Annotated in this window: 19 protein-coding genes; 7 read left to right on the top strand and 12 right to left on the bottom strand. The window is 61.4% G+C overall.

Annotated elements, in window-relative coordinates:
- Positions 1 to 16: 16 nt before the first annotated feature.
- From pyrH to rpsB, 3 genes are all read right to left on the bottom strand, one after another.
- Positions 17 to 751 (bottom strand): UMP kinase, encoded by a 735-nt coding sequence (gene pyrH, locus BN1133_RS12800; RefSeq protein ID WP_050666904.1) that lies wholly within the window; start codon positions 749 to 751, stop codon positions 17 to 19.
- 70 nt (positions 752 to 821) lie between these two features.
- Complete coding sequence (tsf, locus tag BN1133_RS12795; RefSeq protein WP_050666903.1) at positions 822 to 1,703, bottom strand: translation elongation factor Ts; 882 nt, start codon at positions 1,701 to 1,703, stop codon at positions 822 to 824.
- 104 nt (positions 1,704 to 1,807) lie between these two features.
- Positions 1,808 to 2,536: a 30S ribosomal protein S2 gene (gene rpsB / locus BN1133_RS12790; RefSeq protein ID WP_050666902.1), complete on the bottom strand. Its 729-nt coding sequence runs from the start codon at positions 2,534 to 2,536 to the stop codon at positions 1,808 to 1,810.
- A 325-nt stretch (positions 2,537 to 2,861) separates the two neighbouring features.
- Between rpsB and map the strand changes: the two genes are divergently transcribed.
- The 4 genes from map to BN1133_RS12770 all read left to right on the top strand — a co-directional run bounded on the left by map (position 2,862) and on the right by BN1133_RS12770 (position 7,753).
- Complete coding sequence (gene map / locus BN1133_RS12785; RefSeq protein WP_050666901.1) at positions 2,862 to 3,650, top strand: type I methionyl aminopeptidase; 789 nt, start codon at positions 2,862 to 2,864, stop codon at positions 3,648 to 3,650.
- 57 nt (positions 3,651 to 3,707) lie between these two features.
- Entirely contained in the window at positions 3,708 to 6,317 is a 2,610-nt protein-coding gene (glnD, locus tag BN1133_RS12780; RefSeq protein ID WP_050666900.1) for a bifunctional uridylyltransferase/uridylyl-removing protein GlnD, read from the top strand.
- A gap of 88 nt (positions 6,318 to 6,405) precedes the next feature.
- Entirely contained in the window at positions 6,406 to 7,233 is an 828-nt protein-coding gene (dapD, locus tag BN1133_RS12775) for a 2,3,4,5-tetrahydropyridine-2,6-dicarboxylate N-succinyltransferase (RefSeq protein WP_050666899.1), read from the top strand.
- A gap of 124 nt (positions 7,234 to 7,357) precedes the next feature.
- Positions 7,358 to 7,753 (top strand): DUF3461 family protein, encoded by a 396-nt coding sequence (locus BN1133_RS12770; protein WP_005351038.1) that lies wholly within the window; start codon positions 7,358 to 7,360, stop codon positions 7,751 to 7,753.
- Between the two features lie 89 nt (positions 7,754 to 7,842).
- Here BN1133_RS12770 and ptsG read toward each other — a convergent pair whose 3' ends face one another.
- From ptsG to BN1133_RS20145, 4 genes are all read right to left on the bottom strand, one after another.
- Positions 7,843 to 9,294 (bottom strand): PTS glucose transporter subunit IIBC, encoded by a 1,452-nt coding sequence (gene ptsG, locus BN1133_RS12765; protein ID WP_050666898.1) that lies wholly within the window; start codon positions 9,292 to 9,294, stop codon positions 7,843 to 7,845.
- A 405-nt stretch (positions 9,295 to 9,699) separates the two neighbouring features.
- Positions 9,700 to 10,659 carry a MalM family protein gene (locus tag BN1133_RS12760; protein ID WP_231686271.1) on the bottom strand — a complete coding sequence of 320 codons (960 nt, stop codon included), beginning with the start codon at positions 10,657 to 10,659 and terminating at the stop codon, positions 9,700 to 9,702.
- A gap of 75 nt (positions 10,660 to 10,734) precedes the next feature.
- A complete protein-coding gene (locus BN1133_RS12755) occupies positions 10,735 to 11,991 on the bottom strand; it encodes a maltoporin (protein ID WP_050666897.1) in 1,257 nt (418 codons plus the stop codon).
- A 375-nt stretch (positions 11,992 to 12,366) separates the two neighbouring features.
- Positions 12,367 to 12,579, bottom strand: coding sequence for a hypothetical protein (locus BN1133_RS20145; protein ID WP_136613953.1), 213 nt, complete (start codon positions 12,577 to 12,579; stop codon positions 12,367 to 12,369).
- Between BN1133_RS20145 and BN1133_RS12750 the strand changes: the two genes are divergently transcribed.
- Complete coding sequence (locus BN1133_RS12750; RefSeq protein WP_050666896.1) at positions 12,556 to 14,478, top strand: methyl-accepting chemotaxis protein; 1,923 nt, start codon at positions 12,556 to 12,558, stop codon at positions 14,476 to 14,478. The genes BN1133_RS20145 and BN1133_RS12750 overlap by 24 nt on opposite strands.
- On the opposite strand, the gene BN1133_RS12745 is transcribed toward BN1133_RS12750, so the two are convergent.
- The 5 genes from BN1133_RS12745 to BN1133_RS12725 all read right to left on the bottom strand — a co-directional run bounded on the left by BN1133_RS12745 (position 14,479) and on the right by BN1133_RS12725 (position 21,257).
- Positions 14,479 to 15,090 (bottom strand): bactofilin family protein, encoded by a 612-nt coding sequence (locus tag BN1133_RS12745; protein ID WP_050666895.1) that lies wholly within the window; start codon positions 15,088 to 15,090, stop codon positions 14,479 to 14,481.
- 105 nt (positions 15,091 to 15,195) lie between these two features.
- A complete protein-coding gene (locus tag BN1133_RS12740; RefSeq protein ID WP_050666894.1) occupies positions 15,196 to 15,666 on the bottom strand; it encodes a GNAT family N-acetyltransferase in 471 nt (156 codons plus the stop codon).
- 99 nt (positions 15,667 to 15,765) lie between these two features.
- Positions 15,766 to 19,524 (bottom strand): AAA family ATPase, encoded by a 3,759-nt coding sequence (locus tag BN1133_RS12735; RefSeq protein ID WP_050666893.1) that lies wholly within the window; start codon positions 19,522 to 19,524, stop codon positions 15,766 to 15,768.
- The gene (locus BN1133_RS12730) at positions 19,521 to 20,741 is read right to left on the bottom strand and encodes an exonuclease SbcCD subunit D C-terminal domain-containing protein (RefSeq protein ID WP_050666892.1); all 1,221 of its coding nucleotides are present in this window, start codon (positions 20,739 to 20,741) and stop codon (positions 19,521 to 19,523) included. The genes BN1133_RS12735 and BN1133_RS12730 overlap by 4 nt, the downstream gene beginning before the upstream one ends.
- A 57-nt stretch (positions 20,742 to 20,798) precedes the next feature.
- Positions 20,799 to 21,257 carry a GNAT family N-acetyltransferase gene (locus BN1133_RS12725; RefSeq protein WP_050666891.1) on the bottom strand — a complete coding sequence of 153 codons (459 nt, stop codon included), beginning with the start codon at positions 21,255 to 21,257 and terminating at the stop codon, positions 20,799 to 20,801.
- Positions 21,258 to 21,434: 177 nt separating this feature from the next.
- On the opposite strand from BN1133_RS12725, the gene rdgC reads away from it, so the two are divergent.
- Both rdgC and BN1133_RS12715 read left to right on the top strand, forming a co-directional pair.
- Entirely contained in the window at positions 21,435 to 22,346 is a 912-nt protein-coding gene (gene rdgC, locus BN1133_RS12720) for a recombination-associated protein RdgC (RefSeq protein WP_050666923.1), read from the top strand.
- 305 nt (positions 22,347 to 22,651) lie between these two features.
- Positions 22,652 to 23,851, top strand: coding sequence for a cation:proton antiporter domain-containing protein (locus BN1133_RS12715; protein ID WP_082178005.1), 1,200 nt, complete (start codon positions 22,652 to 22,654; stop codon positions 23,849 to 23,851).
- The last annotated feature ends 13 nt before the right edge of the window (positions 23,852 to 23,864 follow it).

Here is a 23,864-nt window from a genome sequence, read left to right as displayed (position 1 = left end):
CTCGACCCGAACAGGCTTATTTGCCGAGGTGGTGGATCAGGGTGCCTTCCGGCTCGCCCATGACCACGCGACGCAGAGCGCCAGGCTTGTTCATGTTGAACACGCGGATCGGCAGGTCGTGATCGCGCGCCAGGGTGAAGGCGGCGAGATCCATGACCTTGAGCTCCTGATTGAGCACCTCGTCATAGCTCAGCTCATGATACATCACGGCGTCAGGATTCTTAACCGGATCATCGTTATAGACACCATCGACCTTGGTGGCCTTGAGCACGACGTCGGCTTCGATCTCGATGCCACGCAGACAGGCGGCGGAGTCGGTGGTGAAGAAGGGGTTGCCGGTACCGGCAGAGAAGATCACGACCTTGCCGGCACGCAGATGGCTGATCGCCTCGGCCCAGGTGTAGGAGTCGCAGATCCCCTGCAGGGAGATGGCAGACATGAGACGGGCATTCACATAAGCACGATGCAGGGCATCACGCATGGCCAGGCCGTTCATCACGGTCGCCAGCATACCCATGTGGTCGCCCACCACGCGGTTCATTCCCGCCTTGGCAAGACCGGCACCACGGAACAGGTTGCCGCCGCCGATGACCAGACCGACCTGCACACCCAGCTCAACCAGCTCCTTGATCTCCTGGGCCATGCGATCCAGTACGGTCGGATCGATACCGAAACCTTCTGCTCCTTGCAGGGCTTCACCGCTCAACTTGAGAAGAACACGTCTGTATGCAGGCTTGGGATTGGTACTCATGGGAGTGATTCCTGGTCATATAAAGACCGCGACAGATGTCGCGGTCCAGGGAACGGTAAAACCGGTTCGATTAGGCCTTCTGAGCGGCCGCGATCTGAGCAGCAACTTCGGCAGCGAAGTCGGTTTCCTGCTTCTCGATGCCCTCGCCCACTTCGTAGCGGGTGAAGGAGACCACGTCGGCGCCTTCTTTCTTCAGCAGCTCGGCAACGGTCATGGAAGGATCTTTCACGAACGGCTGACCAGTCAGGGAAACCTCACCGGTGAACTTCTTCATGCGGCCTTCAACCATCTTCTCGGCGATCTCTTTCGGCTTGCCAGAGTTGATGGCGATGTCGATCTGGATTTCGCGCTCTTTGGCAACGACCTCGGCAGACACATCTTCCGGCTTGACGAACTGCGGGCTGTTGGCAGCAACGTGCATGGCCAGGTCTTTGGCCAGCTCATCGGTACCGCCGGCCAGCTTGGTGATAACACCGATACGGGAACCGTGTACATAGGTACCCAGGTTGTCACCTTCAACCAGCACAACGCGGCGCAGGTTCATGTTCTCACCGATCTTGGCGATCAGGTTGGTGATGGTCAGCTCAACGGACTCACCGTTGCCGAAGTCGGCGGCTTTGAGCGCGTCAACGTCAGCGATCTTCTGGGTAGCAGCGATCTCGACGATCTTCTGGCCCATGGCCAGGAAGCCGGCATCCTTGGAAACGAAGTCGGTTTCGCAGTTCAGCTCGATCATGACGGCGACGTTGCCTTCGGTACGGGCGAAGATCACGCCTTCGGCGGCGATACGGCCAGCCTTCTTGGCGGCCTTGGCCTGACCGGATTTACGCATGTTCTCGATAGCCAGCTCGATATCACCGTTGGCCTCTTCCAGCGCTTTTTTGCAATCCATCATGCCAGCGGCGGTGCGCTCGCGCAGTTCTTTTACCAGGGCGGCAGAAATGTTTGCCATGTCCAGTATCCTCGGTCTTGAATTGACAAGAAACAGGGGCCATAAGGGCCCCTGCCAACCAATGTGTTCAGCTTGGTTAATAAGGGCTTTACAGTCCTTATCAATTACTCAGCTTCAACGAAGCCATCTTGCTCGGCTTGAACAACGATGTCCTGCTCGCGGGCTTCCAGAACGGTGTCAGCGGCAGCGTTCAGGTAGAGCTGTACGGCACGGATTGCGTCGTCGTTACCCGGGATGATGTAGTCTACGCCGTCCGGGTTGGAGTTGGTATCAACTACGGAGATAACCGGGATACCCAGGTTGTTGGCTTCCTTGATGGCGATGTGCTCGTGCTCGGCATCGATCACAAACAGAACGTCCGGCAGGCCGCCCATATCTTTGATACCACCCAGGCTCTTCTCCAGCTTTTCCATTTCACGAGTACGCATCAGCGCCTCTTTCTTGGTCAGCTTGTCGAAGGTACCGTCCTGGGACTGGGTTTCCAGATCTTTCAGACGCTTGATGGACTGACGAACGGTTTTCCAGTTGGTCAGCATACCGCCCAGCCAGCGATGGTTCACATAGAACTGGTCGCAACGGGTAGCAGCTTCTTTAACGGCTTCAGCGGCGGCACGCTTGGTACCAACGAACAGTACCTTGCCTTTCTTGGCAGCGGTGGAGCTCAGGAAGTTCATGGCATCGTCAAACATCGGAACAGTCTTCTCGAGGTTAACGATGTGAACGCCGTTACGGGCACCGAAGATGTAGGATTTCATCTTGGGGTTCCAGTAACGGGTCTGGTGACCGAAGTGAACGCCAGCCTGCAGCATGTCGCGCATGGAAACTTTAGCCATTTTATACCTCTGTATTGGGGTTAGGCCTCCACACATCCCATGTGACCGACCCGTAAGGGGCACCCCGGCACAGGTGTCGATGTGTGTGTGGTGTTTAAGTTAAGGTGAAGAACCCGGAAGAGACCCGAGTTCGGCGCGCTTTATACCATATCCCTGAGCAAAACACCACCTTGGCATGGTATGGAGGGGGTAAAAAGCCGCCACGCCAGGATGTGATGAGAATCACGCTGGAAGTCGGGGGGGGATGCGGATAAAATTTCCAACCGCTTGCAAACGCATACAATTTTCAATTGCTTCCCCTGCGGGGGCAGCCTAGAGAGAAGCCATGACAGCCAAGATCAAGACCCCCGAAGAGATTGAGAAGATGCGCATCGCCGGCCGCCTGGCCGCCGAGGTGCTCGAGATGATCGCCCCCCACGTCAAGGCGGGGGTCACCACCGACGAGCTCAACACCCTCTGCCACGACCATATCGTCAACGTGCAGCAGGCTATTGCCGCCCCCCTCAACTACCATGGCTTCCCCAAGTCCATCTGCACCTCGGTCAACGAGGTGGTATGCCACGGTATTCCCAACCACAAGAAGCTGCGTGAGGGAGACATCGTCAACCTCGACATCACCGTCATTAAAGACGGTTACCATGGTGACACCTCCGCCATGTTTGTGATTGGCCAGACCACGCCTCTGCGTCGCCAGCTCTGCAAGACGGCGCAAGAGAGCCTCTATGCGGCCATTCGTCAGGTGCGTCCTGGCATGTGCATCAGCGAGATCGGCGCCATCATCCAACCCATCGCCGAGCAGGCCGGCTTCTCGGTGGTACGCGACTACTGCGGCCACGGCATCGGCAAGGATTTCCACGAAGAGCCGCAGATCCTGCACTATCGCAACGGCGGCAAGATGGAGCTCAAGCCCGGCATGTGTTTCACCATAGAGCCGATGATCAACACCAAGAAGCACCACTGCAAGGTCAACCCCAAGGATGGCTGGACCGTCACCACCAAGGACGGTGGCGACTCCGCCCAGTGGGAGCACACCCTGCTGGTCACCGAAGATGGCTGCGAGGTGCTGACCCTGCGTGAAGGGGAAGCCCTCGACCGGGTCTTCAAACACGGATAACATCGAAAACCGGCCCTGTGGCCGGTTTTTTTATCCCAGCACCGAGTACGCAACATCATGGACGCCCTTTCTCTCCCCTCCCCGCTGGATCGCGATCACTACCGGGAGCGGCTGGCCCATTGCATGAGCCAGCAACAGACCCGCTTCGAGGCCGGTGAAGAGATCATCACCCTGGTCACCGAACGCGCCCGCTTCATGGATGGGTTGCTCATCGACCTCTGGCAGCAATTTGGTTTCGACCGGGTACAAGGGTTAACCCTGATCGCCGTCGGCGGCTATGGCCGGGGCGAGCTGCACCCCCACTCCGACATCGATCTGTTGCTGCTCTATGAAGAGGAGCCGGACGAGGTACTGGGCCTGCGCATCGGTGATTTCATCGCCTTCCTGTGGGATCTGCGCCTCGAGGTGGGGCAGGCGGTGCGCAGCGTCGCCGAGTGTGTCGAGCAGGGGCGGCGGGATATCACCATCGCCACCAACCTCATCGAGGCACGCTACATCACGGGCTCCCTCCCCGGCTTCGAGGCGCTCAAACACGCCACCGCTCCCGCCCATTTCTGGCCGAGTGAGGCCTTCTTTCGGGCCAAGCGTCAAGAGCAGCAGGAGCGCCACCAGCAGTTTCTGGGCACCGCCTACAAGCTGGAGCCCGACATCAAGAGCAACCCTGGCGGCATGCGCGACATCCAGACCCTGGCCTGGGTCGCCCGTCGCCACTTCGGGGCCACCACCCTGATGGAGATGACCAGCCACGGTTTTCTCAACCAGGCCGAGTACCGTGAGCTGCAGGATTGCCAGAACTTCCTGTGGAAGGTGCGTTTCGCCCTGCACATGGCCATCAACAAGGGGGATAACCGCCTGCTGTTCGATCGCCAGCGCACCGTGGCCCAGATGCTGGGGTTCACCGGCGAGGGTAACAGCCCGGTCGAGCAGATGATGAAGCGCTTCTACCAGACGGTGCGCCGGGTGGCCGAGCTCAACGAGATGCTGTTGCAGCTGTTTGACGAGGCGATCCTCGGCAACAGTGCCATGGATGTGCGCCGCCTCTGTGACGAGTTTCAGCTGCGCGGTCGCCTCATCGATGCGGTCGAGCCGGATCTCTTCATCCGTGAACCGGCCGCCATCTTGCGCCTCTTCTACCAGATAGCCCAGCACCCCAAGGTGACCGGCATTCACTCGGCCACCCTGCGCCAGCTGCGCGAAGCGCGCCGCCGGCTCGGCTGCTGGCTGCAGGATATCCCCGAGTGCCGGCGCCTGTTCATGCTCCTGCTGCGCCATCCGGGGGGGATCGGCCTGCCGCTGACCCTGATGCACAAGTACGGCATCCTGGCGGCCTATCTGCCCCAGTGGAACCTCATCGTCGGTCAGATGCAGTTCGACATGTTCCACGCCTACACGGTCGATGAGCACACCCACCGCCTGTTCAAGCACTTTCACTTCTTCGCCGATCCCGAGAGTCGCAAGCGCCATCCCCTCTGCCATGAGCTGTTCAACCAGCTGCGCAAGCCCGAGCTGCTCTACGTGGCGGCCCTGTTCCACGATATCGCCAAGGGGCGCAAGGGGGATCACTCGGAGCTTGGCGCCGTCGATGCCCTCGAGTTCTGTCAGCTGCACGGCTTCGATCGTTACGAGAGCCGGCTGGTCGCCTGGCTGGTGCGCCACCACCTGCTGATGTCGGTGACCGCCCAGCGCCGGGACATCTACGATCCGGATGTCATCACCGACTTTGCCCAGAAGGTGCGCGACGAGCTCCACCTTGAGCTGCTCTGCTGCCTGACGGTGGCCGACATCTGCGCCACCAACGACACCCTGTGGAATGACTGGAAGGGGACCCTGCTGCGCGAGCTCTTCTTCGCCACCCAGAAGGCCCTGCGCCTGGGGCTCGAGAACCCGCCCGACATGCGCCTCAAGATCCGCGAAAACCAGCGTCAGGCCAAGCAGCAACTGGCCCAACGCGAGATGAGCGAGGAGGCGATCAACACCCTGTGGGGGGACTTCAAGGCGGACTACTTCCTGCGCCACACCCCGGAGCAAATCGCCTGGCACACCCGCCATATTCTCGAGCAAGAGGGTGACCATCCCCTGGTGTTGGTCGGCAAACACCCGACCCGGGGGGGGAGCGAGATCTTCATCTACTGCCACGACATGCCCAATCTCTTCGCCACCGTGGCCTCGACCCTGGATCAGAAAAACCTCAACATCCACGACGCCCAGATCATGAGCTCGCGCAGTGGCTTCGTGCTCGATACCTTTATCGTGCTCGAGCCCAATGGCCAGCCCATCAGTCCAAACCGCCTCCCCACCATCAAGGGGGCACTGGAGAAGGCGCTGCAACATCCGGGCAAGCTGGTACTGCGGTGCAAGCCGCCATCGCGGCGCCATCGTCAATTCGACGTGCCGACCCGGGTCACTTTCCTGCCGCACAAGGGGGAGGTGCGCCACACCCTGGTCGAGCTCATCGCCCTCGATGCCCCTGGCCTGCTGGCGCGCATCGGCGCCGTGTTCCAGCAGTGTGGACTGGCCCTGCACGCCGCCAAGATCACCACGATCGGCGAGCGGGTCGAGGACTTCTTCAGCCTCACCACCCTGGAGGGGGAGCCGCTCGACAACGAGCAACAGCAGCTGCTGGAGGCTCGCCTGGTGCAGCAATTGGCCCAGTTGACTCAGGCGTGAGCAAACGCAGAAACCGCTCCAGCAAGATGGCTGAACTCGAGGGTAAAAGTGTGATACAACAAACAGAATTTTTTGAAAGGGAACCGTCATGACCGAGTTGCAACAGATTATCGAGGCCGCCTTCGAGCGCCGCGACACCATCACCCCCGGTACCGTCGATGTCGAGACCAAGGCCGCCATCCTGCAAGCCATCGAGCTGCTCGACAAAGGCCAGGCGCGGGTCGCCGAGAAGATCGCCGGTGAGTGGGTGGTGCACCAGTGGCTCAAAAAAGCCGTGCTGCTCTATTTTCGCATCAACGACAACGCCATCATCAAGGGCGACGATGCCCAGTACTATGACAAGGTCCCCCTCAAGTTCTCCGGCTACAGCAGCGACGACTTCAAGGCCGCCGGCGTGCGCGTCGTGCCGCCTGCCACCGCGCGCAAGGGCTCCTTCATCGCGCCCAATACCGTGCTGATGCCCTCCTACGTCAACATCGGCGCCTTCGTCGATGAGGGCACCATGGTCGACACCTGGGCCACCGTGGGCTCCTGCGCCCAGATCGGCAAGAACGTTCACCTCTCCGGTGGCGTCGGCATCGGCGGCGTGCTCGAGCCGCTGCAGGCCAACCCGACCATCATCGAGGACAACTGCTTCATCGGCGCCCGCTCCGAGGTGGTGGAAGGGGTGATCGTGGAGGAGGGCTCCGTCATCTCCATGGGTGTCTTCATCGGCCAGTCCACTCGCATCTATGACCGCGAGACCGGCGAGATCCATTACGGCCGCGTGCCGGCAGGCTCTGTGGTGGTCTCCGGCTCCCTGCCCTCCAAGTGCGGCAAATACAGCCTCTACGCCGCCGTCATCGTCAAGAAGGTCGACGCCAAGACCCGTGCCAAGGTGGGGATCAACGCCCTGCTGCGCTCCATCGACGAGTAAGACGAGCACATGAAACAAGGGCGCCTTATGGCGCCCTTTTGTTTTTCCAAGCGGGGTCACAGGCCGCCTGAAAGCCTTGGGTTAAGATAGACGGGAAAGGTCTGTTTTGATGCGAGGAGCCGTAATGCAAGAGCAGTTTGAAAACCTCAAGAGCCTGGGGATCCAGGATCCCGACAGCATAGAGAGCTACACCCTGCGCCAGGAGGCGGGGCACGACATCCTGAAGATCTACTTCAAGAAGCAGAAAGGGGAATTCTTCGCCAAGAGCGTCAAGTTCAAGTACCCCCGTCAGCGCAAGACCATACTGGTCGACTCCGGCACCCACGAGTACAAGGACATCACCGAGATCAACGCCAATCTCAAATACGTGGTGGACGAGCTCGATATCATCACCCAGGGAGCGCACGCCACCTCGGCCAACGCCGACATCAAGCAGAAGATCCTCAAGGACCTGCGCCACCTGGAGAAGGTGGTGCAAAACAAGATCCGCGAGATAGAGCAGGATCTCGAGAAGCTCTAATCCCGCCGGATGCCCCGAGTGTGCAGGGGCATCCAAAGACAAAAAAGGGGGAGGCCAATGGCCTCCCCCTTCGTGTGACTGGAGCGGGATTAGTGAGACTTCATCCACATGTCCATGTCGGTCTTCAGGTTATCGGACTTGGTGCCGAAGATGGCCTGGACACCGGAGCCAGCGACCACCACACCGGCGGCGCCCAGCTTCTTCAGGCCGGCCTGGTCAACCTTGGCCACATCCTTCACGCCGACACGCAGACGGGTGATGCAGGCATCCAGAGAGGCGATGTTCTCCTTGCCACCGAAGGCCAGCACCAGTTGCTCGGCCATGTAGTGCTCGGCCATCTCGCCCACAGACTCTTCCTCGGTAGCGTCTTCGCGACCCGGCGTCTTCAGATCCAGCGCCTTGATGGCGACGCGGAAGATGGTGTAGTACGCAGCGGCGTAGCACAGACCGATCACCGGGAACATCCAGCCCTTGGTGGACTGGGAGAAGAGCACGATGTAGTCGATAAGACCGTGGGAGAAGGTGGTACCGTGCTTCATGCCCAGCAGGATCATCACCACGAAGGCAGAGCCGGCCAGCAGGGCGTGAATGGCGTACAGTACCGGCGCCACGAACAGGAAGGCGAACTCAATCGGCTCGGTGATACCGGTCAGGAAAGAGGTCAGGGCGGCGGAGATCATGATGCCACCGACCTTGGCACGGTTTTCCGGCTTGGCGGAGTGCCACATGGCGATAGCGGCAGCAGGCAGACCGTACATCTTGAACATGTAACCACCGGCCAGGTTACCGGCAGTGGGGTCACCGGCGATGTAGCGGGCAATCTCGCCGTTGAACACCTGACCGGCTGCGTTGGTGTAGGAGCCGGCTTCGAAGAAGAAGGGCACGTTCCAGATGTGGTGCAGGCCGAAGGGGATCAGGGCGCGCTCGACGATACCGTAGATACCGAAGGCCAGCGCCGGGTTCTGATAGGCAGCCCAGTGGGAGAAGCTCTGGATCATGGCGCCGATGGGCGGCCAAATGAAGGCCATGACCACGCCAGCCACGATAACGGCCAGACCGGTGATGATGGGCACGAAGCGCTTACCGGCGAAGAAGCCCAGGTATTCGGGCAGCTGGATGCGGTAGAAGCGGTTGAACATGTAGGCGGCGATACCACCGGCTACGATACCGCCCAGCACACCCACGTTGGAGACCTTGTCGGCCATGGCGGCATAATCGGCAGCAGCCGGGTCGAGGCCGGCGACGATGGGGGCGACCACACCGATGGTCTTGGTCAGGATGGCATAGCCAACGGTGGCGGCCAGGGCGGCAACACCGTCGTTGTTGGTGAAGCCCAGGGCCACACCGATAGCGAAGATCAGCGCCATGTTGCCGAAGACGGCACCACCGGCCTGTTCCATGATTTGAGAGACAATCGCTGGCAACCAGCTGAACTTGGCTGCGCCGACACCGAGCAGAATACCTGCTACCGGCAGAACGGACACAGGCAGCATCAGCGATTTACCGACCTTTTGCAGGTTGGAAAATGCATTTTTCAACATTGTGTGTGCTCCTGATGAGGATTATTTACCATTAGGGTCAACCGAAACCGAGTCACTACCATCCATCCCTGAAACATTGCAGAGAACGAATCGACCCGAGAGTTTATTGTTAGACGGGGTAAATATAACTGCTCATCGAACAAGATGCTGTATCAATAAGCCGCAATAAAACAAATTTGGAGCAAGGATCACAAGATTGCTTAAGGAAAGAACCGAGGGGCAAATAAAAGATGATATATCGCAAATATAACCCTAGCAGAAATATATATTAATATCCGTCACCAACTGTATTCCCCTTACAACCAATAATCTCCCAACATCTCACAATGTAACCAAGTGTAACTTGGCGGCGGCAAATAAAATAAAAACTCCCGCCATTGGCGGGAGTCTTTCAGGGCTCTGTACCTATTTTTGCGACTGTTTGACCGCATCGACAAAGGCCTGTCTGGCACTGGTCGAACCGGCTCGCTCGGCCTCATCCACCAGTTTCATCGCCTTCTCGATATCACCAGCCTTGACCGCATTGCCAATCTGAGTGCGATAGAAGGCCTCGGTCTCGCTTAGCATGGCAGGCTTGGACGTCGATGCTGCCAGGGGGACCACCAGTTTGTTGGGGGCCTCATTGACCACAGGAGCATTGGCATCGATGGCCTCCTGATAAACCGGCTTGTAGTAATTGCTGTCGGTCTTGTTGCCACTCAAATCTTCAACAGAGAGGTTGACCACCCCCCAGGGGGAGTGAGGGATCACCGGATCTTTCACCCCGTAGTCGACCACACTCAAGGACTTGGCCATCAACTTGGCCTGACTCATGATGGTCGTGGTCTCATCCAACCCCTTGGGATCGGTGTAGATAACCATGTAGGTTTCGTTATTGGGGTTGCCCACATAGCTGCGATCCACGGTGAAGACGGCCTCCACCCTGTCGCCTTTAAGCAACCTGGCCGGCTCGTACTTGAAGAGGTCCTTACCCAGCTTACGGGTCACCTTGAAGCGAGAGTCCAGCATCAACACGGTCGGATTGAACATGCTCTTCTCAATCACACCCTCCACAGTGATGCGCAGGTCGCCACTGTTTGCTGGCAAGCGGAAGGCAGCAAAATAGCTCTTGCCCTCTTCAAATTGATAGGCCGTAGAAGCGCTGTCGATAGAGACAATCTGGTCGCCCACCGCCAGCACCTTGTAGGGCAGGGAGGCAAGATCACGGCAGCAAGGCTGGGTCTGGCTCAGGGCACTCATTGCCTGCTCCCGGCCATCGAGCACCGCCTTGTACTCCTTGGTGGGCGCCACTGCGCTCTCCAGCGTCGCGCAGCCCCCCAATGCCAATCCACACACCATGGCCAGAGCAATCTTGGTATAGGTCATTGCACTTCCCTTTCAATACGGTCAAAAGATACGCCCCCGACATGCGGGGGCGCGAGTTGTCAACTTGGCAACAGATTACCACCAGGCTTCGGCTTGAACACCAAAGTTCCAGGCGTCGTCTTGCTTGACTCCGTTGCTATCGGCACGGAAGGCGCCATCTTGCTGTACATAGGAGGCAAATACACGGATTTCCGGACGAGCCCAGAAGCTGGAACCCGCAGACCAGGCTTGCGCCAGGGTGTACTTGGCACCATCGGTAGACTTCTCGGCACTGCCCTTAACAGTCTCGTGCTCCTTGTAGTAGCCTACTTCGGCGATGGTCTTCATGTAGTCGTTCCACTTGTACATGGGACGCACGACAACGGAGAAGGTATCGCGATCATCATACTCGGTACCCCAGGCAGAGAAATCGCTGGACTTGCCGTAGACGATCTGGTGGCCAAATTCTACCTTGTCACCAACCGGCAGCACGCCCCAGTTGATCAAGCGGAAGCCATCACCGCTCTTGGAGGCAGCCTGCAGGCCGCTACCGGAGCCACCATCATAGCTGGTTGCTTGACCAGCCAGGCCATCGATGAAGTACTGAGCGACAGTCTTGTTGAAGCCACCCAGCATGCCCTGAGTCAGCTCGGCGGTGATCATGTGACCATCGTTGATGTTCGGGAATTGCTTGTCCTGCTGGTCAGTCGGGTTGGCCATGGCAAAGTCATAACCCAACTCCAGAGAGGCGTCGGTCCACAACGGAATGCCGGCATAGCGAATGTCAAAGACATTGGTGTCCAGAGTCTTGCTGTCCTCCTGCGCATCATACTCAGACCAAGGGTCATTACGCAGTACAGCTACGGAGAGCTTGCCAGGACCGGCCTGAATGTTCTCGATACCGGCACCGGCACCGGAGACATCCCAGTAGTAGGTATCGGAGATATGGATATCGTGACGCTGATAGTAGCGCTTACCGGCCCACAGGGTCTCGTTGCCACCGAACAGGTTTTTGGCCTGAACGTTGAACTGTCTCAAGGCGAAGTTGACGCCGGTTTGATCATCATCTTCCCAATCACGCTTTTGATGGGATTGCATAGCAAACATGGAGTCTACATAGAAGGACTTACCTTCCTTGTTGTAGACCTCTTGACCCAGTTGGACTTCGCCGTAGGTATCGTCCTCGTTACCCAGACGACCGACTCGCTTCTTATCAACTTGAGTTTGCATAGAGCCGTTATCGGAAACACCGACGCCGGAGCGGAAGTAGCCGTGGAAATCAACGGCAGAGGCGGAGGCGGAGGCCAGGGCAGCGGTCACTGCTGCAGCAATCGGGAGCCACTTTGCTTTCATGTTTTAGTTCCTTAATTTCCCGTTGTGGATGTGTGTTCCAAAATCCGGTTCACTATCGCCGCCAGCCGATGTCGAAAATGCGTGGCGTGATAACCGAGCGGATTATAGGAAGCGGTTAACGAAGGAAACCATGAAGCAATTCACAAAACGGCGACAAATTGCGCCAAACAAGATCTCATTGAAACAAAACCCAATGAAAGCGTTTTCCATTGGTTAATGAAACCAAGAAAGCAGAGACGCACATCACTTTTATTGCTCATGAAAGCGGTATCCTTGATTATTAATCCCCTGAAATTAAGCGTGAGAGAACTCATTTCACCATAAAAATATGATTGAAAGCGCTTTCCAGATTAAAAAACATCCACCAAGAGGGAATTAATAATGCTGATTATTAAGAGCCGATTCGACCAAAAAAGTTCCAGCCGGAGCATAAATAAATTGGAAAATATAGAGACTCAAATAACCCATATTTGAATCTGTTCTCCCTGTCATCTTTCCATCACGAACCCTCGTTAGGCTCTGCCCATCCGGTTTGGACTGGCCTCCACCCTGAGGAGTCGTACCATGCGCATCGGCCGCTTCACTCATCTCTTCTCCCTCTGTCTGTTGCTGCTGGCCGGCACTGTGACTCTGACGCTCTGGCAGGGAGCCCGACAGTTGAGTGCCGATCAACAGGCCCTCTTTACCCTTCAGCGACTGCAGCAGCGACTCGGTCAGCAACTCCCTGCCAGGCTGCAGGAGTATCTGGGAAGCGGTAACAGCGAGAGCCTGCAGCAGGCGATCCGCCTGCTCGACGCCGCCATCGAGCAGCTCTCCCCTGACCGACCCGAGCTGATGGATGCCTTGGGGGCCTTGCGCCAGCGCATGAAGAGTGACTACCTGGCCGCCGGCAAGCTCTCGGGTACCCCGGCCCTGTTACTGCAACACGCTGAGCAGGAGATAGCCGGGCAGATCCGCCAGCTGCTTGCCTATGCGGGACGACCGGTCGAACCGGCACTGGAGCCGGCGCGCCTGGCCTATCAGGCCCAGGCGCAGGCCCTCGCCACCACCCTGGTCGAGCTTATCCACCAGAGGGAGAGCTATCAGAGCCAGGGAGTGGTGGGGAACAAGAAGGCGCTGGAGCAGATCCTGGCGCTGATGCAGGGCCAGTACCGGCAGCTCGCGGCCCTTCCCCTGCTGGGCCATCTGGAAGAGAAAGAGGAGCCGCTGCTCCCCCTGCTCACCCCGGCCCCCCCTGCCGAGCTGGGTGAGCTGGCCAGGGATGAGCTCGCCTCCCTGCTGCGGCGCTACCCCAAGGAGCTGGATGAGACGAGCCGACAGCTGGCTCGCCAGCAACAGGCCCGCCAACAGATCCGCCAGGATGTGGCCTCGCTCTATGGGCGGCTCGATGAGCTGGCAAAGGCACAGCAAGATGCCCGCCGGCAAGGTTTGTCGCAGCTGGGCTCGACCATGGCGACCATGGCCGCGGCCCTGGTGATCTTTACCCTGCTCGGCTGGGGTTTTCAGTATCGCTGGGTATTGCGCCCGCTCAGGCGCCTGCAGCGGGCCTTCGCCGCACTGGCGCAGACCGGCCAGGCCGAGCCCCTTCCCCCCATGGGTCAAGACAACGAGCTGGCCGAGATTGGCGAAAGCTATAACCGCCTCATCGAAGAGTGGCTGCGCAGCAGTCAGACCAAGGCCGGCCAGCTCGATACCGTCTCCCTTCATCTCAACGAAATGGTGACCCATGTTGAGCAGATCTGTCACCGCACCCGGGATGCCGCGAATGTCGTCAAAGAGAGCGCAGCGATGATGAAAGAGCTCGATCAATTGACGGCCGAGGTGCGCCAGGTGGCCGACGAGATAGCACACCACGCCCATCACAATGAGCACACCATGCGTGAGAGCGAGAGCGTGGTCCAGGCGATGCTTGAGGCGAGTCGCAACACCACGGGGGCCATCGACGAGAGCCGCAGTGCCATCAAGGGGGTAACCCTCTCCCTCAACGAGGTGGAGGCCATGGTGGGGGTGATAGGTCAGATAGCCCAGCAGACCAACCTGCTGGCCCTCAACGCCGCCATCGAGGCGGCGCGGGCCGGCAAACAGGGAGAGGGATTTGCCGTGGTCGCCGACGAGGTGCGCCACCTCTCGGCCGATACCCAACATTCGCTAGAGCAGATCGTCGGTATTCTCGACCGGCTACAGGGGGCCGGAACCCGGCTCTCGGACGCCATGGAGCAGATCGATCGCCACGCCAGGGCACAGCATCACCAGGCAGGCACCCTGTTCGGGGTCACCCAGGCGATGCAAGAGAGTGCGCGCAGCACCGCCGCCATCGCCCGTCAGGGGGCCGGCAATGCCCGCTCCCAGTCAGAGTACCTGACCCGCTTTGCCGACCTGATGGAGCGGCTGCACCAGCAGTCGTCCCGGGTCACCGAAGAGGCGACCAGGGTCGCCAGCCACATGGGCGAGCAGGCCTGCCGGATCCCGGCCATCCTGCGTCAGTGATCAGGCCTCTTTGGCCTCGGGGGCGGGCTCGCTCTTCTTGTTCTCCTTAGGCTCCTTCCCCTTGCCGCCGGCCAGGGGAGTCACATTGGAGTGGGTCTCACCGAGCGCCAGGGAGTGGCCGAGGAAGACGCCGCCGGGCTGAATGGAGAGGGCGCCGCCCCGGCAGATCCCCTGCAGTCGGCCATGGGCCAGGATGGCGACCGAAGCTGCCTCGCAGGTACCCTCCAGCACCCCGTTCAGCTCTACCTCGGGGGCGTGTACCTCCCCCTCGATGCACCCGCCCTGCATCACCCTCACCCGCCCCTCGGTCATGGTCACATTGCCAACCAGACGCCCGAAGACCAGAAGTTGCCCCTGCAGCTGCAGGTTGCCGGTAAAGGTGGCCTCTGCGGCCAATACGGTCTGCGCCGGCTCACTTGTCGCAGCGACGGGGGCCTTGGGTTTGTCACGACCAAACATAATGAATCTCTCTATCACGTATCCGATGAGTGCCACCAGGGCACATCCCGTGGGGATGAGGTAGAGCCTCAACCCCAGCATGTAGCAAAGCAGTGCCAACCCCCACAGCAGACAGGTGAGGGTGAGCAGGCGCTCGCGACCCGCTGACTTCATGAGTGGATAACCTGTTGTGGTGGCGCCAATAAGGGCGCAAAGGGCGGGCGCATCACGCCCGGTGCAGCCGCCCCGTGGACGGCCTGTGAAGAGGTAACGACCGGCTTAAGAGAGAACTTGAGGGCGCCACTCCAGATAGGCTGGGTGGCCGGCAAAGCCCTGCGCCCGATAGAGGGGCTCTCCCATGGGGCTGGCGTGCAGCCACACCTTGCCCAGGGCCAGCCCTGCGGCCTCCTCCTGAATCGCACTGACCAGAGCACGGGCCACCCCACGGCGGCGCCAGGCGGGCAGCACAAACATGTTGAGCAGGTAGCCCTCACGGCCGGTCAGATTACCCGGATAAGGGGGCCGGCAAAAAAGCGCCAGGGAGCCCGCCCCCACCACCTCCCCCTGGGCATCGGCCACCCAGTGCAGACAGGCCCCATCCGCCAGGGTCTGGGCGAAGTAATCGGCCAGCACACGGGTCAGCGCCGGATCCTCGCCTGCCGACGCCAGATCCCCCTCTTCCACAAACAGGGCCAGCCGCAAGCGGGTCAAGGCCGCCTCATCCCCCTGCTGCGCCCGTCGAATTCTCATCACGCCTCCTTGCATCACACGGTTAAAAGAAAGGGCCCCGGCTATCGGGGCCCGCGGATTGTAATAATGGGCTCAGGTGAGCACAACGCGGTGCCCGTGTCACGGGATCAGCACCCGGCTCTCCCCGCCCCCCAAGGCCTCGACCCGCACCTGCACGCCGATGCGCTCGACCAGGGTCTGCACGTGGGAGATGACCCCGATCTGCCGTCCGCTCGCCTGCAGCGAGTCGAGGCAGGAGAGGGCCAGATCCAGGCTGTCAGGATCCAGGGTGCCGAACCCCTCGTCGATGAAGAGCGACTCCACCTGGGTCTGCTTCGACGACAGGCTCGAGAGGGCCAGCGCCAACGCCAGGGAGACCAGGAAGCTCTCACCACCGGAGAGGGAGTCCACCGAGCGCACCTCGTCCCCCATGTCGAGATCCACCACCTGCAGCGCCAGATCGGTACCGGGTACCCGCTCCAGCCGGTAGCGCGGTGACAGCTCGCCCAGCTGGGCGTTGGCCTCGAGCAGCAGCCGCTCCAGGGTGAGGCTCTGGGCAAAGGTGCGCAACTTGGCGCCGTTGGCCTGTCCGATGAGATCGCACAGCTGCTGCCAGTGATCGGCCACCGCCTGCTGGGTGGCCTGCTCCTGTTGCAGGCTGCCCGCCTTGAGGGCGGCCGCTTCGGCCTGGGCCAGGGCGCTCTTGCACGCAAACAGCTGCTCGTCGAGCTCGCGGCAACGGGCCTCCTGCATCGCCAGACGCTGCACCAGCGCCTCCTGCGACAGGGCCGCCAACTCCGGGTGATGCTCCCGATAACGATCTTGCTTGCTCAGCTCCAGCGCCAGGGTCCGTTGCCGCTCGGCGAGACGGGTACGGGCCTCGCCCACGGCGTCCTCCAACCCCTGCAAGGCGGCGCGGCGCGACTTGAGCTCATCGGGGGTGATGGCCAGCAGACGACGCAGATCGTATTCGGCGATGCCGAGGGTGGTGGCGTGAGCGGCCCAGCGTCCCAACACCTCGCGTTTGCGCCGACTGCTCACCTGTTTCTCCTGCTCCAGATGGGCGAGGCGAGTCTTGAGCTCGGTCTGGCGTTCGCCGAGGGCGCGCGCACTGCCTTGTATCGCCTCCAGCTCGCGGCCGATCTGTTGCAGACGCGCCTGCCAGCGACGCTCCACCAGGGCTATCGCCTCCCCCCCCAGACAGGCGGCGCGACTGGTGAGCAGCCCCTGACACTGCTGCTCGTGCTCCTTGTCATCGCGCTCTAGCCTGTGCAACCGCTCACGCTGACTCTGCAGACGCGCCTCCTGAGCACTCAGGGCCGGGGTGAGGCTGGCTATCTCGCCGGCCAGCCGCTCCCACTCGCCCTGGCCGTGCAGCCAGGCCTCACAGGATTGCTGCCACTCATGCCACTGCTGGCTGCCGAGCCACTGGCGCCAGGGCAGCCCCCCCATCTGCTCGTCGAGGCGCAGCCCCCCCTGCTCGAGACGCTGACGCAGGGTGCTCTCCTGCTCCCCCATCCCCTTGAGCTCCCCTTCCAGGGTAATGCGCTGGCGATCGGCCTCCTGCCAGTGCCGGTCGAACTGCTGGTGCTGCTCTGTCAACTGGCCCAGTTGCTGACGCACAGCCTGAAGCTGCTGCTGACCGAGCCGGGCTTCCCGCAGTTGCTGCTGGCTCTGGGCCAGCCCCTGCTCCAGGGCTTGCCCATGGCCGAGCAGACGATGGATCACTCCCTGCCACTCGGCGGGACTCTGGTATAGCGGCAACGGATGGCCCTGCAGGGCCTCTCCCCCCAACTGCTGCCAGCGCAGGATCAGCTGCTCGGCCCGCGCCTCCAGCTCGGGCAGGTGCTGCTGACGAGCCAGGCGCTGGCGCTCCAGCTCCTGACGCTCGCTCTGACACTGAATGTATTGATGGTTGAGGTGCTCCCACTCCCGTTCGAGACCCTGAGCCCGCAGTGCCAACTGACCCAGAATGCCGGCCACCTGCGGCTGGCTCTGGCGGTAGGGGTGCTCTTTCGCGCCGCACAGCGGGCAGGGCTCCCCATCGCCGAGCATATGGCGATGTTGCTCAAAACTGGCGATGGCGCGAGATTGCTCCAGGGCGTGACGCGCCTCATCCCGCTGCAAGGCGAGGCGTTCAAGGGCCGGCGCCAGCTCCTCCCCCAGGGTGGCCAGCTTGCCAAGGGCCAGCTCCAGCTCTGCCAGCTCCCGCTGTAACCGGGCGTGCTGCTCGGCGTGGCTGCGGGCATAGTCGGCCAACTCCAGCAGCTGACGCAGTTGGCCCAGCTGTTCGCTCTGCTGTTGCCACTGCTCCTGCGCCCTGGCAAGGCGACTCTCCCACTGCTGCTGCTCCAGCTCGCTCCCCTGCTGCTGTAACCGCGCCTGCTCGCGCTGCCAATACTCCCGCTCCTGCTGGCCCTGCTCCAGCTGGCGTTGCAACTGCTGCAGGGCGCTCAGCTTGTGATCCCGCAGGGTAAGCAGTTGCTGCAAGGCGCCGGCATCCCCGGCCCAATCCTGCATGGCGGTCAGCAAGGGTTGCCACTGGCGGGCGACCGGAGCCAGCGCCCTGTTCTCCTCAAGCCAGAGGCTCCACTGCCGGTGCTGCTCCTTGAGCTGCGCTACCTGCTGGCTCTGTACGCGCCACTCCTGTTCGAGGGCGAGCTGAACCTCCCGCTCCTGCGCCCCCTCCTGCCGAACCTTCTGCAACTGCTGCTGCTTTTCCAGAATACGGGTATCGAGCTCCTGCGCCCGCTTGAGCTCGGGCTGCAGGGCGCCCCATTCGCGCTCGGCGGCCACTTTCTCGGCCAGCAGTTGCTGTTCGGTCAACGCGCTCTGGCGGGCCTGCTCTTCGAGTCGGGCAAGCTCGGGGCCCAGTTCGGCAATCTGCTTCTCCTGCTGCTGCACCTCGAGGGTGAGGCGGGCCAACTCGTCGTGGTCGGCACGGGCTACCTGGGCCTGTTCGGCACGAGCGAACTCCTCACGCTCGGCGGCGGCGGCCCCGTGAGCCTGCAGGGCCTGCTCCAGCGCCACTTCCCCCTCGCTGCAACCCTGCTGCTGGTCGGCGATGCGGCGATGGAGATCGCAGAGCTCCTGCATCAGTTGCTGTTGCTGCTGCTCGTGCCTGAGGGCGGTGGTGAGGCTCACCTGCTGGCTCACCCACTGCCTGCGGCTCTCCTCATCCATCAGCACCACATCACCGAGGCGCTGGTTAATCACAGCCAGTTTCTGCTGCTCCTCCCGCGCCCGCTCGTAGGTCTGCATAGAGATGGCGGAGTAGAGCTCGGTGCCTGTCATCCGCTCGAGCAGGGCGGATCGCTCATTGGCATCGGACTTGAGGAAGGCGGCAAATTCCCCCTGGGGCAATATGACGGCGCGGCGAAACTGCTCCCAGGAGAGGCCCACCAGCTCGTCGATGCGCTCCTGCAACTCCCGCTTGCTGCCCGAGAAGACCTGACCGGACTCGACGTCGGTCAGGGAGCGCTCTTGCGCCTGAAAGCGCCCTTCGGCACGATTGCGGGCCCGGCGCACCGCCCAGCGGGCCAGCCAGGTGCGACCGTCACAGCCGCGAAAGCGCACCTCGGCAAAGCCGCTGGCATGGCCACGGCTGAGGATATTTTTGACATCATTGGCCGTTAACTTGTCTCTTTCATCTTCATGGGCGCGGCCAATTTTCTCGACATTCTTGCGATTGGCGATAAAGCGCGGCATCTCGTCGTAGAGGGCCAGACAGATGGCATCGAGCAAGGTGCTCTTGCCGGCGCCGGTATTGCCGGTAATGGCGAACAGGCCCGCAGCACCGAGGGCCCCGCGGGTAAAGTCGAGGGTGAAGGCGCCGGTCAGGCTGGCCAGATTTTCCCCTGACAGTGACAAGATTTTCATACGCCGGACTCCTTGACCTGCTCCAGGATCTCTTCGAACGAGGCGACGAGTGACGCCTCGGGTTCCCCCTCGAACTGGCGCTGATAACAGAGCCGAAACACCTCGGTAGGAGAGAGCTCATCGAGCCTGCGTCGCTGCGGGCCATCGGCCAGCCCTGCCCCCGCCCCCTGATAGCGGGTCGTGATACGGGCCAGGCGCAGCGGCTTGCCCGCCAGGGCCGAGAGAATGCGCTCGCGGATGCGGGCCTCAGGCTTTGGCAGCAGCAGGCGCACCTCGAGGTAGGGGCGGGCGCCGGCCTCCACCTCGGGCAGATCGAGGGCCATGATGGCCGCCAGGGCCCCCTCGAGATCCTGTTCCGGCAGCCGGATCATGGGGGCGGTACGCGGTACCATGAGACGCGTCACGCTCACCTCGCGCCCGTTCAGGGTCACCTCCAGCACCTGGTGGCGGTAGTCGGCCTCGGAGAGCGACAGGGGCAGTGGCGAGCCGCTGTAGTGAACTCGCTCGCCGATCTGCTGGGCCAGGTGCAGGTGGCCCAGGGCCGTGTAGTCGGCGCCATCGAACAGATCGCCTGGCAGGGCATGCTGGTTGCCGCCGAGCACCTTGCGCTCGGAGAGCTCGGAGAGCTGGCCGCGCGCCAGATAGGCGTGGCCCATGGCGATAAGGGGAAGATCGCCTGCCCGTCGGCGCCCCTCATGGAGCACCTGGCGATAGACCTCACGCACCCCCTCTATCAATCTGTCTTCCCCGTCGGCGAGATCCCGGGTGCGCAGATCGCTGCTGCGCAGAAACGGCACTGCGGCACACCAGGCCTGCACGGCCCCGTCCAGCCCGGTCAGCGGCACCAGCAGACGCTCGAGCTCGAGCTCCCCCTCGGCGTCCCGGCTGATGCTGCCGACCAGGTGCAGGTCGAAGGCGCGCAGCAGCTCGTGGGGTGCGTCCAGCTTGGAGGGGGAGTCGTGATTGCCACCGATGAGCACCAGGTTGAGGGCCGGATGGGCGGCCCGCAGCCGGGCCAGGAAGCGGTAGAGCTGCTGCCAGGCGCTGGCGGGCGGGTTGGCGGTATCAAACAGATCGCCCGCCACCAGCAGGGCGTCGGGGCGACGCTCGTCGATGGTGGCGGCGAGCCAGTCGAGAAAAGCCTGATGTTCGGCGTGGCGATCGTGGCCATGGAGCTGGTGCCCCAGATGCCAGTCCGCCGTATGGAGGATCTTCATGACAACTCTGCAAGATAGGGGAGACTCCCCCTCAGATGGGGGCTGAAAAGGGGGGAATCAAGCCTGCGGCTCCCGGCTACGCTGGGTGTGCTTGCCAACAAACTCAATGAGATAGAGATGGTGCCCGGTCAGGGGGTCCGTCTCCTCCCCCTGGATACGAAAACCGTGGTGACGATAAAACCGCAGGGCCTCGTCATTCTCGGCATAGACTTTGGCCCTCAGCTGCGGCAACAAGGCCTTGGCCCTGGCCAGCAAGGCGTGACCGACGCCGCGTCCCTGACGGTCCGGGCGCACAAACAGGGCCGCCAGATAATCATCCACCAAGGCCATAAAGCCGAGCAGATCGCCCCGCTCGTCGCAGACCCAGATCTCGGCCTTGTCGAGATAACGGATACGCAGCTCCTCCTGTACCCGCCACCAGCTGGAGGCATCGACAAAGTCGTGGGCCTGGAGCGAGGCAAGCAGCCAGATCTCCAGTACGGCGTCCATGTCCTGTGCCTGTGCGGGTCTGATCATCGGTTCGACTCCTGACGGTTCACTCAATGAGCAGTCTAGGGGGGATTGAAGTGGCTGTTCCAAACGAAAAACCTCTCCTGTGAGCTGGCTCCACCTTTTTTCTCTAAAGTTCCAGTCTGATCACATCCCGCTTTGCAGTACAATGCCGCCCTGACCAATGAGGAGACCGACGACGCCATGTGGTTCAAGAACCTGCAGATCTACCGTTTTACCCGCCCCTTCGAGCTGACCGTGGAGCAGTTGGAGACCCAGCTCGAGAGCTGCCTCTTCACCCCCTGCGGCAGTCAGGATCTCTCCCGATTCGGCTGGGTCAAACCCCTCGGTAAGTTCGGCGCCACCCTGGCCCACAGCGCCTCTGGCCAGATCCTTATCTGCGCCCGCAAGGAAGAGAAGATGCTGCCCGGGTCGGTCGTAAAAGAGATGCTGGCCGAGAAGGTAGAGGAGATAGAGCATGAGCAGGGGCGCGCCCTGAAGAAGAAAGAGAAGGAAGCGCTCAAGGAGGAGATCCTCCACACCCTGCTGCCGCGCGCCTTCAGTCGCACCAGTCAGACCTTCGCCTGGATCAACCCCGCCGACAACCTGATGGTGGTGGACGCGGGCTCGGCCAAGAAGGCCGACGATCTGCTGGCCCTGCTGCGCAAGAGCATCGGCACTCTGCCGGTCGTGCCGGTGGCCCTCAAGAACCCGCCCGAGATCACCATGACCGAGTGGCTCACCGAGGGGAACCTGCCCGCCAGCCTCGCCCTGGAGGATGAGGCAGAGCTGCGCAGCGCCATGGAGCACGGCGGCATCATCCGCTGCAAGCAGCAGGACCTGATGACCGACGAGATCAAGAACCACCTGGCCAACGACAAGCTGGTGACCAAGCTGGCCCTCAACTGGGGTGAGAGCCTGAGCTTCGTGCTGGGGGACGATCTCTCCATCAAGCGTCTCAAGTTCAGCGAAGAGCTGCGCGAGCAGAACGACGACATCACCAGCGAAGATCCGGCCGCCCGCCTCGACGCCGACTTTGCCCTGGTCACCGCCGAACTGGCCCAGTTTATCCCGGCCCTGCTGGCCGCGCTTGGGGGAGAGGAGCAATCCCTCTGACGCCGCTGACAGCGAGGCCGCCTACGGGCGGCCTCTCTTTTTCCGCTTCTGAATTAAAAATGTCACCAAACCGCACACTTTTATCAATCAACACTTAAAAATAAGCCCCTTAAGACCGAAAAGATTACTTACAATTTCATCAAAAGAATCATTGCCGGCGCCGGTTAGCACCTTTATAGTCCCGCCGAAACGATGATTGACGCATCATGCCGCGCAACCAGGCATGCCCCGCAATTTTCCTTTCGCCAACCTGCTTATTGACGGCTGCACCAGCAGCTCCTGACTGCCATTAGCGAGGTGACGATATGGACCACTCCCTTCCCCTGATCACGACCCTGGTGGGCGGCTTCGTACTGGCCTACCTGCTCGGCATGCTGGCGAGCCACCTGAAGATCTCCCCCATGGTGGGTTATCTGGCGGCCGGCGTCATCAGCGGCCCCTTCACCCCCGGCTATGTGGCCGATCTGCAACTTGCCCCCGAGCTCGCCGAGATTGGCGTGATCCTGTTGATGTTCGGGGTCGGACTCCATTTTTCCTTAAGCGACCTCCTGTCGGTCAGGCGCATCGCCATCCCGGGCGCCATGGTCCAGATGGCCCTGGCCACCCTGCTCGGACTCGGGCTTGCCCACCTGCAAGGCTGGGGCCTTATCCCGGGTCTGGTATTTGGCCTGGCCCTCTCCACCGCCAGCACAGTGGTGCTGCTGCGAGCCCTGGAGAGCCGTGGCCTTATCGACACCCACGAGGGGCGCATCGCCATCGGCTGGCTCATCGTGGAGGATCTGGTGATGGTGCTGGCCCTGGTGATGCTGCCAATCCTGGCCGACCTGCAGCGCGGAGGCGAGACGCTGCGCCTCACCAGCGTGCTGGCCGATCTGGGGCTGATCCTGGCCAAGGTGGCCGCCTTTATCGCCCTGATGATCGTCGGCGGGCGGCGCTTCATCCCCTGGCTGCTGACGCGCACCATCGCCACCGGCTCACGGGAGCTGTTCACCCTGGCGGTGCTCTCCTGCTCGCTCGGCATCGCCTTCGGTGCGGTCAAGCTGTTCGGGGTTTCGTTCGCCCTCGGCGCCTTCTTCGCCGGAGTGGTGATGAACAGCTCCAATCTCAGCCACAAGGCAGCCAGCGAGACCTTGCCGCTGCAAGATGCCTTCGCCGTGCTCTTCTTCGTCTCGGTGGGCATGCTGCTCGACCCGACCATACTGCTGCGCGAGCCGCTGGCGGTGCTGGCCACCCTCCTCATCATACTGTTTGGCAAGTCACTGGCGGCATTTTCCATCGTGCGCCTGTTTGGCCACAACCAACAGACGGCACTCACCATCTCGGCGAGTCTGGCTCAGGTAGGGGAGTTCTCCTTTATCCTGATGGGGCTCGGGGTGGCGCTGAATCTGGTGCCCGGGGAGGCGCGCGACCTGGTACTGATGGGCGCCAGCCTCTCCATCATGGTAAATCCCCTGGTGTTCACGCTTATCGATCGCTGGCAGACTCATGGACAAAAACATAACTAATTGAGTCATAAGG

The organism is Aeromonas schubertii (assembly GCF_000820105.1).
In the GTDB taxonomy this organism is placed as follows: Bacteria; Pseudomonadota; Gammaproteobacteria; order Enterobacterales; family Aeromonadaceae; genus Aeromonas; species Aeromonas schubertii.
This window is presented reverse-complemented; position numbering and strand designations above follow the sequence as displayed.